The organism is Zobellia russellii, assembly GCF_018728565.1.
Lineage (GTDB): Bacteria > Bacteroidota > Bacteroidia > Flavobacteriales > Flavobacteriaceae > Zobellia > Zobellia russellii.
The window spans coordinates 482133-498331 of sequence record NZ_JACSOI010000002.1 but is presented as its reverse complement, the minus strand read 5'-3'; the positions used below and the strand labels follow the sequence as shown (position 1 = coordinate 498331).

Annotated in this window: 9 protein-coding genes; 4 read left to right on the top strand and 5 right to left on the bottom strand. The window is 39.6% G+C overall.

What is annotated here, in order from left to right; genetic code table 11:
* Positions 1-159: 159 nt before the first annotated feature.
* The 5 genes from H9565_RS07665 to H9565_RS07645 form a co-directional block, all read right to left on the bottom strand.
* On the bottom strand, positions 160-4290 hold the full coding sequence (locus H9565_RS07665; RefSeq protein ID WP_215438622.1) for a hybrid sensor histidine kinase/response regulator transcription factor: 4131 nt from the start codon (positions 4288-4290) through the stop codon (positions 160-162).
* A 161-nt stretch (positions 4291-4451) separates the two neighbouring features.
* A complete protein-coding gene (locus H9565_RS07660; protein WP_215438621.1) occupies positions 4452-5516 on the bottom strand; it encodes a phosphotransferase enzyme family protein in 1065 nt (354 codons plus the stop codon).
* Entirely contained in the window at positions 5516-6406 is an 891-nt protein-coding gene (locus tag H9565_RS07655; RefSeq protein WP_215438620.1) for a nucleotidyltransferase family protein, read from the bottom strand. Before H9565_RS07655 ends, H9565_RS07660 begins: the two co-directional genes overlap by 1 nt.
* Before the next feature lie 176 nt (positions 6407-6582).
* Positions 6583-7551, bottom strand: a complete 969-nt coding sequence (locus H9565_RS07650; RefSeq protein WP_215438740.1) for a helix-turn-helix transcriptional regulator — start codon at positions 7549-7551, stop codon at positions 6583-6585.
* A gap of 164 nt (positions 7552-7715) precedes the next feature.
* The gene (locus tag H9565_RS07645) at positions 7716-8741 is read right to left on the bottom strand and encodes a LacI family DNA-binding transcriptional regulator (protein ID WP_215438619.1); all 1026 of its coding nucleotides are present in this window, start codon (positions 8739-8741) and stop codon (positions 7716-7718) included.
* Between the two features lie 194 nt (positions 8742-8935).
* Between H9565_RS07645 and H9565_RS07640 the strand changes: the two genes are divergently transcribed.
* The 4 genes from H9565_RS07640 (at position 8936) to H9565_RS07625 (ending at position 16054) form a co-directional block, all read left to right on the top strand.
* The gene (locus H9565_RS07640; RefSeq protein ID WP_215438618.1) at positions 8936-11614 is read left to right on the top strand and encodes a TonB-dependent receptor domain-containing protein; all 2679 of its coding nucleotides are present in this window, start codon (positions 8936-8938) and stop codon (positions 11612-11614) included.
* A 90-nt stretch (positions 11615-11704) separates the two neighbouring features.
* Positions 11705-13015: an MGH1-like glycoside hydrolase domain-containing protein gene (locus tag H9565_RS07635; protein ID WP_215438617.1), complete on the top strand. Its 1311-nt coding sequence runs from the start codon at positions 11705-11707 to the stop codon at positions 13013-13015.
* 299 nt (positions 13016-13314) lie between these two features.
* Positions 13315-14919, top strand: a complete 1605-nt coding sequence (locus H9565_RS07630; protein WP_215438616.1) for a sodium:solute symporter — start codon at positions 13315-13317, stop codon at positions 14917-14919.
* Positions 14920-14929: 10 nt separating this feature from the next.
* Positions 14930-16054: a glycerate kinase gene (locus H9565_RS07625; protein WP_215438615.1), complete on the top strand. Its 1125-nt coding sequence runs from the start codon at positions 14930-14932 to the stop codon at positions 16052-16054.
* Positions 16055-16199: the final 145 nt, after the last annotated feature.

The following is a 16199-nucleotide window of genomic DNA, read 5'->3' as shown; positions in this document are numbered from 1 at the left end:
GTAGCTAAAGACCCTTTTTGGAAGGGGTTTGTAGATGTAAGGTCAAGAGTAATCCCTTGAAACAAATGAGTTTTGAGGCGTAAAATCGCCTAAGATATTCAAGGCTATGAATTCGGAAATTTTAGTAGTAGGAGAGCGGTTAGTTCTGTGCGCTTGGCGTTATGAAGAAGTATTTTTATTCTGAGCTGAATATTTACCCGGTGTGGTATTGTACATTTCTTTGAAAAGTTTGCTGAAATGCGTTCGGCTTTTAAATCCGGTCATCGTATAAACTTCGTTTACGGATAAGTCCGGTTGCTGTACCAATAATTCCGCCGCTTTTTTCAGACGGTACATTTTTAGCATTTCAAACGGAGTTTTATCCGTTAATGCCTTCACTTTTTGATAAAAATGTGTCCGGTTAAGATAAAGTTGACGTGCAATTTGGTCCATATCTAGATTTTGATTGTCCAGGTTATGGGCCATAAGATGGTATAGCTTTTCAAGAAATGCGTTGTCGTTTCTAATGTTTAGGTTATTGTCCTTCGTAAGCGGAATACCAATTTTAAAACGCTCCCGTAATCGTTTTTTGTTTTCCAACAATGCTTCGGTGCGGGCAACCAACCGGCGGGCATCAAATGGTTTTTTAATGTACGCGTCCGCTCCATCCTTAATACCCTGAATCTGATTTTCTATATCGTTCAATGCTGTAAGCAGAATTACCGGAATATGGCTTGTCTTAATATCGGCCTTTATACGTTTACAAAGTTCAAGTCCGTTCATGACGGGCATTTGAATATCACTGATTACCAGATCTGGCCATTGGTCTTCCATAGCATCCAAACACTCCCTGCCATTGGTAAAGGTTTTTACCTCAAAGAATTTAGAGAGTACTTTTGACACATATAGCCGCATATCCAAGACATCTTCTACATAGAAAATCAAGTGGTCCGTGTAATCTCCGCTGGTTTTTATCTTGGAAATTTCGGTCTTTGCTATCGTTGTTTCGGCATTGGAAACTTTGTTTTCGGCAGATATTATGGCTTTTTCCTTTAGGGCCTGGTCATCTGCAGATTCTTTTTTAACCACCGGTAGACGTACCGTTATGGTCGTTCCTACGCCTATTTCGCTAAATGCTTCTAAATAGCCGTAATGCATTTCCACTAATTTTTTGGAAAAAGCAAGACCTATACCTGAACCTGTTGAATGTACACTTTCTCTTTTTCGTGATTGGTAAAACCTTTCAAAAATGTGGGGCAGGTCATCATCATCTATACCTCTTCCGGTATCCGTTACGGAAACAAGTAGGTCTTTATCTTCACTAACATACTTTATGGTAATGACATCATTGGCACCTGTATACTTAAAAGCATTGCTTAAGAGGTTATTGAAAACTTTCTCTAGCTTATCGCGATCTGCAGATACTACTATGTTGGAGTCATCGGAAATAACCTGTAACCTTTTATGGCTATTATAGGCCAGGAAATGAAAATCTGGGACTATACTTTCTATAAACTCATCAAAATAGAATCTTGAATAGTCCATCTCCATTAAGTTGGCGTCTACACGTTCAAAATCATGAATCTGGTCTATGAGCTGCCCTATTTTTTTGGATTGCCTAGCAATGATGTTCAACTTTTCTTGAGAATCTATATTGTCTCTATACCGTTCCGATAGAAGTTTTACCGGACTGGAAATAAGATTGAGCGGTGTTTTAAGCTCATGGGATATATTGGCGAAAAAACGAAGCTTGGCCGCATTAACCTCCTTTACTTTATCTTTTTCTATTTGTTCTAGTTGAATATTGTAGCGCAGCGACTGTACTTTGAAAATATTATATAGAATGACACCTAGAATTAGAAGGAAGGCCAAGGTATAGAGAATATAGGCTAAGGGAGTTTTCCAAAACGGAGGAGAAATAATTATGTTCAATATCTTAGGCGCAGTCCACTCTCCAATAGAATTTGATGCCGCTACTTCTAAGGAATAGGTTCCGGGTTGTAGACCATTGTAATTGATCATCCGTTGGTCCGAAGTGGTCTGAAACCAATTTTGATCTACAGGTAATAATCTGTATTTTAAAAAATGATTTTCAGTTGATGCAAAATGTAGGGACAATGCTTCTACACTAAAGACATTCTCATTGTATTTGAGGTCTAAGGTCTGCCCGTTATGGAGCCGTTCGGATAGTAAGACCCTTTTATTAATGGTGTCTTGTGGGAATATAGTCTGATTGAAAATCTTAAAGTTTCCAAAGTGTAGTACCGGTAAAGGCTCCGCATCCATTATAGATTTGGGCTTAAAGAAAGAAAAGCCTTCCAGACCGGCCAAGACCAAAGTACCGTTGTTCAGATAGCCCGAAGCATACCAGAAATCTTCAAAGGGCAAACCGTCTTCTTTTCCAAACTTTCTGAACTTTTTTTCCTCAGGGTAAAATTTATTCAGGCCAACGTTGGTGGCTATCCACAAATTACCTTGGCTATCTACGTTTATACTTTTAACAACGTTGTTGGAAAGGCCGTCTTTCTCGGAGTAGGGAATAAATATAGGTTCGTTTTCACTGTTTTCTACTTTGCAAATTCCGGCACCTTCCGTTCCTATCCACAGGTTTCCGCTTGGGGACCTGATTATGGCCGATACAAAATTATTGGGTAGCCCGCCCTCTTTTTTGTCCATCCGTAGATGTTTGACCTCTGCGTCTTTTAGCAATGGGTCATCTTCAATATCTATTCTAAAGAGGCCGTCTTCTGCGGTGCCTACCCAGATAAAATCATACTTTGGGTCTGCATATACGTAACGGGCCAAGATCATTTTAGAATCTTCAAAATAGGGATTGTCGTTCAAGGCTTCTATTCGGGTAACAGAAACTTCTTCGTCTAAGGTCAACTTATAGACACCTATTCTAGTTCCCAGCCAGATGTTTCCCTTCTTGTCTTCGGTGATTTTGTAAGAATCAATTTCCGAAAATTCGGGCAGGGAACTTGTATTGATAGGTTGTGGCCTTTTCTCTCCTGGATTCAGCCTAAAATAGCCCTTATTGGCTACTTTCATCCATGTTCGTTTTTTAGAATCTACATAAACCGAAGAAATCTGCGATTCGTTTTTTTCGTCAAACGTAAAGGGCAAGGGTTTAAATTTTGCTTCCTTAGTATTGAACAAGGCAAGACCTCCTTGGTTTTTTGTGAGGTATACGTTTTGGTTGTCCAGTGGGGCTATGTGAATTAAATGGCGGTCACTTACCCCAAATTCATAAGGACTCTTACCTTTAAATTCCTTAAACGGATTTTTTTTGAGGTCAAATCTAAAAAGACCTTTGTCAAAAGAACCTACCCAAAACCTGTTGTTGGATGTAGCTTTAAAGCAACTGATACGAAGCTGTTTGTTTTGGAATTTAAAAAGCGAATAGTCTATGGTGGAATCATACTTTAAGCTATCCGTAGTATTAATGCGAACCGCACCATTGTTAAGCGTTCCCAACCAAAGATTGTTTTGATGGTCAAAGCCCGAACTATTAAAGCTTTCTGTGGCTAAGAGGTTGTTTTTTACTATTTGATATATATACTCATTATCTTTTTCTTCATATGCTAGAATAGCAAATCCCTTTTTAAGCGTAACTAAAAAAGAAGTTTCGTCCATACGCATTACAGACTCGCTATTATCGATAGTATTCTCGGCTACTTTAGTGAATTCTTGATTTTTCAGGTTGAATGAAAGCAATCCAGCAGAAGTAGCATATAGAGAAATAGTTTCATCAATAGAAATGGAGTTATAGAATTCAACTGCTCCGTTACTATAGAAAGCGGTAGGTACATGCTCATCCTTTAAGGTATAATCTTCGTTAAAGACTAAAATGCCGTACTTTTCCGTAGCACAGCGTACGGTTCCGTTATTCTGATCAATGACAATATCCCTGACCACGGGTCCTTTAACTCCTTTCTTGGCAAGTTGATTGGAGTAAATATTCGTGAATTTTTCTAGGTTGTAATCATATATAGATATTCCTTCGTCCGTACCGATCCATATGTTCCCTTTGGAATCTTCTTTTAAAGACCTGATACGGTTACTTACAAAGACATCATCGTTTAGGGTGTTTTTAAAAGTCTTGAATTCGTATCCATCATAACGGTTGAGGCCTTCAAAGGTGCCTACCCAAATATAACCTCTTGAATCTTCAAGAATGGAGGTTACCCCGTTATGTGCCAACCCGTTGGAAATCGTGTAATTTTGCGAAAACTTAAGGTCGCCCTCTTGCGCCGAAAGGCACAGGAAGAAGAACAGGCATACAAGTATGGAGTAAACTTTTTTGGACATAAAACCAGAAACCGATTTAGTACCTATATGATATTGGAAATATATTTTCAAGGTAGTAAAAATACTATAGTTGATGTTTAATCTAGCTTTTATTCCAGGTTTGTTGGAGCTAAAATAAATAATAAGTGCCCGTGCGCATTTGGCACAGGGGTGTATTCAATTTAAGACAACTTTTCGTTTACCACCTTTTCCATATAGCTCATACGGTCCAATGCTTTTTTTGTAAAATTATATAGGCTTAGGCTACGGTCCAAATTTTGATTTTCGTAAGCTACCTTATAATAGATGTTGTTGTTCAGGTAATCCGTTAATGCTCGTATACCGTGCAGAAAGGGCATGAGAACAGCACCCCATGGTAACGTTTGAATTTCTGTCTTGGTTAAGAAGGAACTGTTTTTTGCAAGGCCGTCTATGAAAGCTTCAAATAGAGCTTCGTTAAAAACAATTTTACTGTGGTCTTTTTCGTCCTCTGCGGCGGTATTGGCTATAGTTCGTACGGCATCGCCAAAATCGTAAAGGAAATAGCCTTTCATAAGCGTGTCCAAATCAATAAGACAAAGCGCTTTGTTGCTCTCTTTTGAAAAGAGAATGTTATTTAGTTTGGTGTCATTATGACAAACCCTAAGCGGTAACTTCGTTAAATCTAATATGGAAAGTTTTTTTAAGACCGCCTTGGTAAAAGCTATGGCCTCTTGGGCAGTTTCCAATTTATTTGGAGCAGCAGATTTAAGAGCAGATTTAAATTGGTCTTCCCTTAATGCTATATCATGAAACTGCGGTATAGTATCTACATAATCATTTAAATCCGCTTGTTGTAAAAGTAAATTGAACTTGGAAATTATCCTTCCCGCTTCAAAAGCAATATAAGTGTCTTCCGTAGTATTGTATGCCGTGCTACCATCAATAAACGTCATTAAACGCCAATGGTTTCCTGTTGGGGAGATATAATGGCTGTTTCCGTTTTGCGGCGGTACCAAGGTTATTTTACTGTAGTCGTGGTCCTGTAAATAGATAAAGGCCTGTTGAATGTTGTTCATGACCCCTTTTACATCTGTAAAAACCAAATGGTTTACACGTTGTAATATGTAGAGTGGGGTAGGGCCATCAAAAACCAAGAAAGTATCATTGATCAAACCGTCTGTTAACGGTTTGATCAAGTACTTTGTTCGGGGCACCGAAAAGTGCCCTAATAGTTCATTAAGGTGTTCTATGGAATACCTACTCATTACTGTTTTGGCCAAAGCGGAGAAGGGTACTTGCCCGCATCTGTTTTGCCTTGAAGGTTGGCAACGGCTTTTTCACGGTCGCTAGCGTACGTTACACCAAACCAATCACCGCCAGAAGGTACTACCTTTACCTTTATTTCTCCCGCCTGCAGCATTTCTTGAACCGTTTTAGGAATGTAAAGTTCGCTAGTCGTAGCTAGGTTATCATCAGCAAGGAACGTTCTGAATTCACTTTCGATTTTATCGAAGATAGAAGGTTGGCAAACCCAAAAGTTCATACTCACCTGTTCTTCGCCGGTATATTCATTGCCAGAATCAAGATCCAGTACTTTACCATCTTTAGGTTCAAGTTTTAAGCGCTCATCAACAGAGATCAAATCGTCTCCGTTCACTTGGCAAACTCCCCTTGATACGGAACCATGTTCGGACAAGGTATTCTTTAAGGTATACCCAACTAGGGCAAATGTATTATCATTATTGTGCTCTCGGGCAAAATTAGCCGCGTTTTCATAAGCGGATTGACCATAAAAATCATCTGCGTTTAAAACTGCAAAAGGACCATTGATCACGTTTCTAGCAGTCCAAACGGCATGCGCCGTGCCCCAAGGTTTTTTACGCTCTCCTGAGAATGAACATCCTTCCGGTAAATCTGTAATTTCTTGAGCCAAAACATCTAGTTTAATGTTGGCGGGTAATTTTGGTCTTAAATGATTTTCAGCCAAAGAAACATTTTCCTTCTTAGTAATGAGAACAATATGGTCAAAGCCGTTTTTTAGGGCGTCATAGATGCCAAACTCCATTAAGAATTCGCCGTTAGGGCCTAAATCGTCAAATTGTTTTAGTTTTCCGTATCTACTACCGCTACCAGCGGCCATTAATAATAAGGTCATGTCTTTCTTTTTTTTGAGAGCCGCTAAAATAAGGTTTTAACCTGAAAACTTGTAGGTCATTTCTATTTACATAACAATTTTTTGACATCTTGTGGATTGCTAAGCATTGATGGTTTGGCTGATAATGGGTGCATTTTTTAGAGTTTGTAAATTGAAATAAAGGTGCGGCAGGTCTTTTACATATTTTGTGCGAGTCGGTTTTGGGCCTCCTTCAGAATTTCGATAACTCGGTTTTTTAAACTTTTAGGTTCTAGAATTTCGGCGTAATCACAAAACATAAGATACCACCTGGGGAAGCCATTTATAATGTCCGAAGTCATAAAGGTCATAAGAACTTTGTCCTTTTTCACCTCTTCAGATACAAAACCATATTGTTTTCTTCCAGCGGAAATGTACCGGGCAATAGTTTTGTCTATAGAAATCACAACCTTGGTTTTTTTCCTTTCGGGCTGTTTGTTCAAGTGCTCGTCCAATAAGCCATGTTCTAATGTAAAAGGATGGTGGCTTCTGCCAATACGCAGCATTCGGTCCGTTCTAAATTGTCTGTAGTCCTTTCTTATGTGGCAATAGCCAAGCACGTACCAAAAATTATTCTCGTGAAAAAGCCCTACAGGTTCAATAAAACGCTCGGATGGTTTTTCCGAATTCAAAGAATGATATTTTAGAGATACCTGTTTTTTATCCGCTATACTTTCAAATAGAATTTCCAGTGCGTTGGGTATGTTTTCATCAAAAGGAGTTAGGGACGGGTCTATTAAAATTTGTGCTTCCAGCGTAGATACCCAATCTTTCTCTTTTCCCCTTAACACCGACTTTACCTTATACATGGCCGATTTGTGATGGGTGCCCAATGAGGTGTCCGTAAACTTTTGCATCAATTTTTCTGCGGCAACAAAACTACAGGCTTCTTCTCTTGTAAACATAATAGGGGGGAGACGGTACCCTTCCATAATTGAATACCCTACACCGGCTTCACTTGAAATGGGTACCCCGGATGCTTCTAAAGAGCGAATATCTCTGTAAATGGTGCGGAGGCTTACATCAAAACGATTGGCCAATTCTTGTGCTTTTACAATTCGTTTTGATTGCAGTTGAATTAATATGGCTACTATGCGGTCAAATCTGTTAATGGTATCCAATCCCATAAGAGTGCGGTATATATTCCAAAGATAAAACTTCAGAGACTGACCTGAATAATTTCGGAATTTCATTTTTTAGCTGTTCACGTACCTTGCGTACATTTTGTAAGCACAAAGAAAAAGGGAGAGGGTGACAACAGCTTGTCAGCATTACCAAAAAAGAGCTGAAATTAAGCACGTAGGGAAGAATCCCGGACTACCAGTGTGGTTTTAATCTCAACTGTTTTGGTGAAGACGTCTTGGGACGGGTTTTCAATTTCCTCTATAAGATACTTAACAGAGGTGCGACCAATTTTGTCACCTGGTTGGTCTACGGTAGTTAGTTCCGGTTGAATAATTTTGGAATTTGCGGAGTTACTAAAGCCTACTACCGCAATTTCTTCAGGTATTTTTACCTTAAATTTATTGAGGGCCTTTATGGCTCCAATGGCGGCATTGTCAGTAATGGCAAAAATGGCATCCGGCCTTTTTTTCATACTTAGAAGAATGTTGGTAAGGCGCCTACCGTGGATAAGTGAGATATCTTCCGTACTTAAAATAATCTTTTCGCGAATTTTGATGCCGTGGTATTCCAAAGCGCGAAGGTAACCTGCATAGCGCTTTTCGGAATTGTATGAATTCTCCGTTTCCTTTATAATGGCTATGCGTTCTTTTCCTAACTCAATTAGGTGCTCCACGGCATTAAACGCTGCTTGTTCTTCATCAATAACAATCTGGGTACATGGTATTTTTTGAGATACTTTGTCAAACAACACTATCGGTACACGGTTCAATGTCTGTAGGATGTTATCTATTTTTTCAATTTTTCTAGTGAGGGACATCAATATACCATCAACCCCAAACTGGGTCATGGTATTGAGCATTTCCGTCTGTTTGGCTTCGCTGTTATTAGATTCTGATATAATTATTCGGTAACCCTGTTTTTCGGCTTCTTCCAATATGCCCTTAAGAACCGTAGAAGTGAAGTAGTGCGAAATGTTGGGGACGACAACCCCTATGATGTTCGTTTTCTGTGACCGGAAACTTCGTGCGAACAAATTGGGCGAATAGTTCATTTTTCGCGCCAAGTCTTTTACATTTTGCTTTGTGTTTGCACTAATATCCGGATGGTCGTTTAAGGCACGCGAAACGGTTGATATGGAAAGATTTAATTCTTCTGCAAGTTCCTTTAAAGTGGTGTTGTGTCTTTTGCTCATGATATAAAACCCTATTGATTTTCAGCGTAATGCAAATTTATTTGGCATAAAATTAAGAATTGCAAACGATTGCGGGAACGTTTGCATATCAAATTTGCAATTTTTTTGTCGAAATAATATGATATTCAAATAGTTTTGGCTGTGTATTAACAAATTAACAATAACTCAAGTTCACTCAATTTAAAACTACAATTATGAAAAAGGTAATTTTTGCGGTTGTCGGTCTCCTATTCAGTACTGGTGCTTTTGCCCAGACAGGAATATCCGGAACCATTACGGATAGTGCTGGGGAACCCATTCCAGGAGCGAATATTATACTAGTTGGTAGTACTTCCGGTACCACATCAGATTTTGATGGCAACTATACGTTTACAACAGATTTAGAAGGTAGCCAAGTCCTAAGAACTTCATATTTAGGATTCACCACGCTTGACAAGCAAGTGGAATTAAATGGAGCGGATATAACCGTAAATTTTGTGCTACAAGAAGGAGGGCAACAATTAGATGAGGTGGTGTTGACCGCGTCCAGTACGTTCAGGTCTCAAAAGCAAGCTCCATTGTCCATTAGCTCTGTAAAAATGAAAGAAATCACGAAACTATCGGCCAATAGCCAGGCAGATATTTTGCGAAGTGTGCCTGGTATTACTGCAGAAGGTGGTGGTGGTGAAACGGCAACTAATGTATTTGTTAGAGGTCTGCCTTCTGGTGGTCAGTATGTATTCAACCCTCTACAATATGATGGTATGCCTTTAATGAGCACCTTTGGCTTAAATTCTTCCGCGCATGATGTATACGCAAGACCGGATATTGGTTTTAAAGGGGTGGAATTTGTACGTGGTGGTTCTGCCATCTTATATGGTGCAGGTTCTGTGGCCGGTATCATTAACTATACAAGTAAAACGGGAGATACCAATCCTGGTAATATTATAAACCTAGAAGTTGCCAATATGGGACGGTTAAAAACCGACTTCTACAGCGGTGGCCAATTGGGTGGAGAAGATTCCAATACCTACTATGCTTTTACCGGATTTGTAAGACATGATCGTGGACCCATAGATACAGGGTTGCCTACAAAAGGGGTGCAGTTCAGAGCCAATATTAAGAAGAAATTTGATAAAGGTTCGTTTACCGTACATGGTCAGTTTATTAACGATAAGGCCCAGTTCTACCTTCCGTTACCTTTGTCCGGTGGAAGTAGAGAGCGTTTGGCCGGAAATGACGGTGAACCAGTAGAACAGTTATTGACCGGTGAACTGGCCAATACTTCTTTCCTTACCCCGGGAGGGACTTACAATAGCCCTATTGCCGATGGTGTTTCTACCACAGGTGGTTACCTTTTGGCAGATTTTGACTACAGATTGGAAGATGACCTAAGATTTAAGTCTAAAGTAAAATACGCCAACTATAAACATAATTTTGCCCTTTATGTTGGTGGAAACGGAGATAATGGTAATCCTATTACGTTGGATAACTACGTGGCAAGCATTGCTCCTGGCAATCTAGGGTACACCGCACAGTACCAAGGAGGAAATCCTAATTCTCAAATAAACGGTTCAGATTTGGTAATAGACAACCTTCATGTAGACCGTTTACGACCAATGACGGATTATTCCGGAGAGGCTTCGTTGACAAAATCTATTGAAACCATGAACGGCGGTAGCCACAACATAACCTTAGGTACTTTTATAGCACGCACAGAGGCAGAAGATGTAAATTACCAGTATCGTGTTTTGTCCGAGTTTAACAATGCCCCTAGATTGGTAAACCTAAACTATACGGATGGGACCGGAGATAATGTAGTTTATTCGGAAGGCGGTTTGTACAACCGTATCGGTCAGACCTCAAATAACTTCCTATCCCAGAATAGAATGGCTTTTTATCTAACCGATGAGATGATTTTTGATAGATGGCGTTTTGATGTAGGCTTCAGATATGAGCATACAGATGGTGAGAACGCCAAGGGCGGAATAACAAGTGCAACGGTTTATGACAACCTCGAGTTGACTACAGCATTGAGCGATGTGCAAACTGCAGATGGAAGCTTCATTAGGTCTTCTATTAAAGCTTCAGGTTGGGCGGTTTCTTTTGCCGGTCTTTATGAGTTGAGCGATGCAACCAACCTTTATGCTAACTTCTCAAAAGGGTATTTCTTCCCTCAAATAAGGGGTTTTGCACCAGTAGCGGGTATTTCTGAAAATCCGTACGACCCAGAAAATATTATTCAGTTTGAGGCCGGTGCCAAGTTTGGTACGCCTAAGTTCTCCGGATCGGTTGCCGCTTACTATGTGGCTTTAAAGGACAGGGTTAAAATACAGCAAGCTATTGTTGGCGGACAGTTAATTGATGAAACCCGTTCTGAGCAAGATACTAGAACCATTGGTTTGGAGGCTACAGGTGATTATGAAGTGGCGAGTAATTTTAACCTAAGGGGAACAGTAACCTACCAAGGTCATGAAATTACTAAAAACACAGACTTTGATTTGGTGAACGGCACCTCTACAGAAGCCAACGTAGGAAATAAATTAGCAAGACAACCTAACTTTTTAGGGTCTTTGGGAGCTTATTATGACAACAATAAATTTGATGCCAACTTTGGTGTGAATTACACGGGCACTAAATATGCTTCTGATGTTAATGATATAGAACTAGATGCTATTCCAATTGGTAGATTGGGTGCAGGTTACACTTTTGGTAAACCGGAAGAAAACCAATCCGTACGTTTAGGTTTTTCCATCTTCAACTTGTTTGATAGTGATGGTATTACGGAAGGTAACCCGAGGGCAGGTGCCGCTGGCCAGAGCGAAACAGAGTTTTTTGTAGGTCGTCCCATACTTCCAAGAAGGTTCTTCTTGACGGCCACTTTCAACTTCTAAAAATCAATTTAAGATTTAGTTAAGTAGTTTTTAATTCAAAGGCACATTGGTGGTGGCTTGCTGCCAATGTGTTTTATTCTTACGCATGTTATGAAAGAAAATATAATCAATAGGGCAATTAGCGTTTTAGATGCCAATTTTCAAGAAGGAGGTTTTACTATCCCCAGTAAGGGACTCTATCCGTTCCAATGGAAATGGGATAGTGGTTTTATTGCGGTTGGCCTTGCCCATTACAATACCGATCACGCAAAAATAGAAATAGAGACCTTGTTGAATGCACAGTGGGATAATGGCTTTATACCGCACATTGTTTTTCATACAGATGATGATTCTTATTTTCCGGGGCATGATTTTCATAGATCGGATCTGCATCCTCTTTCTTCAAAGCAATATAAATCTACAGGCATGACCCAACCTCCGGTTACAGGGTTTATTCTACAAGATATGCTCAACATTGTAGAGGATAAGGAAGATATGCTCAATTTTATAAAAGGGCAGATAGATAAGGTATATGACAACCATGTATATTTCTATGAAAACCGAGACCCTCAAAATGAAGGTTTGGTTTACATTTATCACAATTGGGAATCCGGAACGGACAACTCTCCGGTATGGGACGATATTTGGGATACGATGAATCCGCCGGAATATACCTTTGAACGAAAGGATACTACTCATGTTGATGCTTCGGAAAGACCATCCAAGAGAGAGTACGACCATTATTTATACATCATTGATATTGCAAAAGAGAACAACTATGATGATACTAAAATAGCCGAACTTTCCCCGTTTTTGGTGCAAGATCCACTGTTCAATGCCATGCTCATTAAATCAAATCAGGCTTTAATAGAGCTTTATGAAATGATAGGAGGTAATGAAGATAAAATAGCCTACCTGCGTAAAAACCAAGAAAAGAGTATTGCATCTTTCAATAAAAAACTATGGAATACGGAATTGGGCGCTTATGTTCATTATGATTTGAGGAATGAAAAGCCGATTAGGCACGTCTCCTCATCTTCATTCTCTCCATTGTTCGCTGTAATTCCCAGTAAAGAAAGAGCTGTGGAATTAGTACATACCATGATGGAGCGCTTTGGTGGAGATGACAAATACCTTTGTGCATCCTTTGATCCTACTGATGATCGTTTTAACCCAAGAAAATACTGGAGAGGACCTGTGTGGATCAATATGAATTGGATGTTGTACCGTGGATTAAAGGATTATGGTTACAATGATATTGCAAATCGCGTTAAGCAAGATTCCATAGAACTTATTGAGAGAGACGGCTTTTTTGAATATTTCGATTGTAGGAAAGATACCGGAGAGGAAAAAAGAAAAGGATATGGTGGTGATAACTTCTCGTGGAGTGCAGCACTGGTAATAGACTTGTTAAAGAGTTAAAAGTACTCTGTTGTAATGTAGATTGAGGATAGGAGGCAAGTCTATGTATGCGTATAACCTGGGCGGTTATCGTAGACTGGTTGCTAGTTGTTGAGCGTCTCTTGTTCTCATGAGACTCAAAATGGCGGTAAATTGTTAATTGAATACAATTTCCGCCATGGAGAGTCAATTATATTAAAATGTAAGATATTTCTGCTGTATTTTTAGAATTCTAAAATAATTGTATGGCAAATGTTTATCATATTCTGAGTGTTGAACAGAATAAAGAATAGGACACCAAACCAAAAGTATTTGTACTCATGAATTATTTAGACTATATCATAATCGTTCTTTACCTAGTAGCCTTTTTGGGGCTGGGCTTTTTGTTCAAGGAAAATAATTCCGGGGGCGATTATTTCCTAGGGGGGAGAAAAACATCCTGGTTGCCCTTAAGCCTTTCGGCTATGGCTACACAACTTTCGGCTATCAGTTTTATATCTGCACCGGCCTTTGTTGGGCTAAAAGATGGTGGAGGTATGCAATGGCTGGCCTATGAATTAGGAGTTCCTCTGGCAATGGCTTTTTTACTGATTGCAGTACTGCCAACTTTATATAAATCTGGAATTGTAAGTGTTTATGAATATTTGGAAAAACGTTTTGATGCTTCATCTCGTTTGCTTATCAGTTTTGTTTTTCAAATAAGTAGGTCGGTAGCAACAGGTGTAATGGTCTATACCATGGCATTGATTCTACAAGCAACCATACAGTTGGATTTTTGGATATCCATTTTGATCATAGGTTTGATTACCATGGTTTACTCCTACCAAGGGGGAATGAAAGCGGTTATTTGGGGAGATGTTATCCAAATGAGTATTCTTTTCATTGGTATTATTATCTGTCTTTTCTACGGGTTTAGTGAGTTGGGCGGCATGGATAATTTTTTGACCCATGTGGATAGGAACCGTGTTACGGCTATTGATTTTAGCAAATGGGGTTTTTCAAATGCAGAGGGTAATGACGAATTTGGTTTTTGGCCAATGGTAATTGGGGGCTTTTTTCTATATGCTTCCTACTATGGAACAGATCAGACCCAGTCACAACGGTTGTTGTCTTCAAGCAGCATGTCCAATCTTAAAAAGTTAATGATGGCCAATGGCCTGCTCAGGTTTCCCTTTACGTTAACTTATTGTATTATGGGACTTGTATTGGGTACCCTCTTGGTTCAGGATGCAAGTTTTCAGGAACAGATGGATGTGGTTTATCAAGCCAATATTTCGTCCTTGGAAGGAAAAAAGGCAGATTTAATGGTGCCGGTTTTCATTATAAAATATTTGCCAAATGGTGTTATAGGTATACTTATCGTTGCCATCATGTCTGCGGCTATGTCTACTTTAAGTTCTACCGTAAATTCCCTTTCCGCAGTTACTATGGAGGATTTTGTGAAACGGTTTAACCCCAATATGGCTGACAAAAAATATATGACCTACTCAAAGTTGTTCTCTATCTTTTGGGGACTTGTGTGTCTGTTTTTTGCTTTTTTTGCGGGAAATATAGAAGGTACGGTCATAGAGGTCATAAATAAAATAAGTTCCGTTTTTTACGGACCTATATTGGCGGCATTTATTCTGGCAATTCTTACCAAGAGAACACATGCCCTTGGAGCTAATATTGGAATTGTGGTTGGGGTGTTGTTTAATATCTATCTTTGGTTATATGTGCCCCAAATCTTCTGGTTCTGGTGGAACGCCCTAGGGTGTTTGGTTACTGTTTTGGTAGCTCTTGCGGTCAGTTATACGGTTAAGAGGGAAGTTAATGAAGGCTTGGAGGTGGTTTACTATTCCGGGAAGAAAGAGGTGGCTATTTTGTTAGCCTATTTTGCGGCTATAGTAATGTTCAGCATTTCGTTGCCTAGTATTTTGAACTAAAATTACATCTATGAAGTTTATAATAGCCCCAGATAAATTTAAAGGTTCCCTTACTGGTTTTGAATTTTGTGACGCTGTAGAGGAGGGTTTAAAGAAGGTATTTAATGATGCCGAAATCTTAAAAATGCCTTTGGCCGATGGTGGGGACGGCACTATTGATGTGGTTAAACATTACATTCAGGGAGAGAAGGTTGCCATAACGGTAAACGACCCCTTATTCAGGCCTATAAACGCCTCATATTTATATGCGGCTGAAACTCATATTGCGTATATAGAAATGGCGGAAGCATCCGGACTAAAATTATTAGAGGATGCGGATAGAAATTGTATGTATACCACTACTTTTGGAACAGGGGAGCTTATTGCGGACGCGCTAGAAAGGGGAGCAAAAGAAATTATTTTGGGAATAGGTGGAAGCGCCACGAACGATGGCGGGATGGGTATGGCCAATGCCTTGGGATATCGTTTTTTAGGTGACTTCAGTAAGGAGTTAGAGCCTATAGGAAGTAGTCTAAATAGAGTAAAGAGTATTGATGCTTCACAGGTGCATCCGTTGTTGGCCAATGCCAAATTCAAAATTGCTTGCGATGTTTCCAATCCATTTTATGGTGAAAATGGTGCGGCAAGGATATACGGGGCGCAAAAAGGAGCTTCCGCAGAGGAAATTGAAATTCTGGATAAAGGCTTAAAGAGTTTTACCAAAGTAGCGTTGGACACCTACGATATAAATCTTCAAAAAATAAAAGGTTCAGGTGCCGCTGGTGGAATTGGGGGTGGGGCTATCCTTTTTCTAAGGGGAGAGCTGACCTCCGGTATAGATTTGGTAAAGGAACTGGCTCATTTTGATGACGCAATTGCAGATGCCGATTGGATTATTTCGGGTGAAGGCCAACTAGATGAACAGACCTTATCCGGTAAAACTATTAATGGAGTGGTCAATTCTGCCCTGAAAAATAACATTCCGGTTGCTGCGCTGTGTGGTTCGGTTTCTATATCCATAGAACAGCAAGAAAAGTTTGGTTTGGCCTATGTAAATTCAATCGTAAGGGGAGTTTCTACTTTACCCCAAGCTATGGCTTCCAGTTATTCAAATTTGGTAAATGCCAGTTATAATTTCGCCAAGCTGATACAATAGGGTTGGTGTAATCGACTTTAAATCAGCTTAAAATATGAAGTGGGTTTTAATCGATTTAAAAAAATATAGCATTTCAATTTTACTACTGACAAACTGCTGTCACTGCCCCCTTTTACATTTGTTCTTGTAATACAATACGAACCTT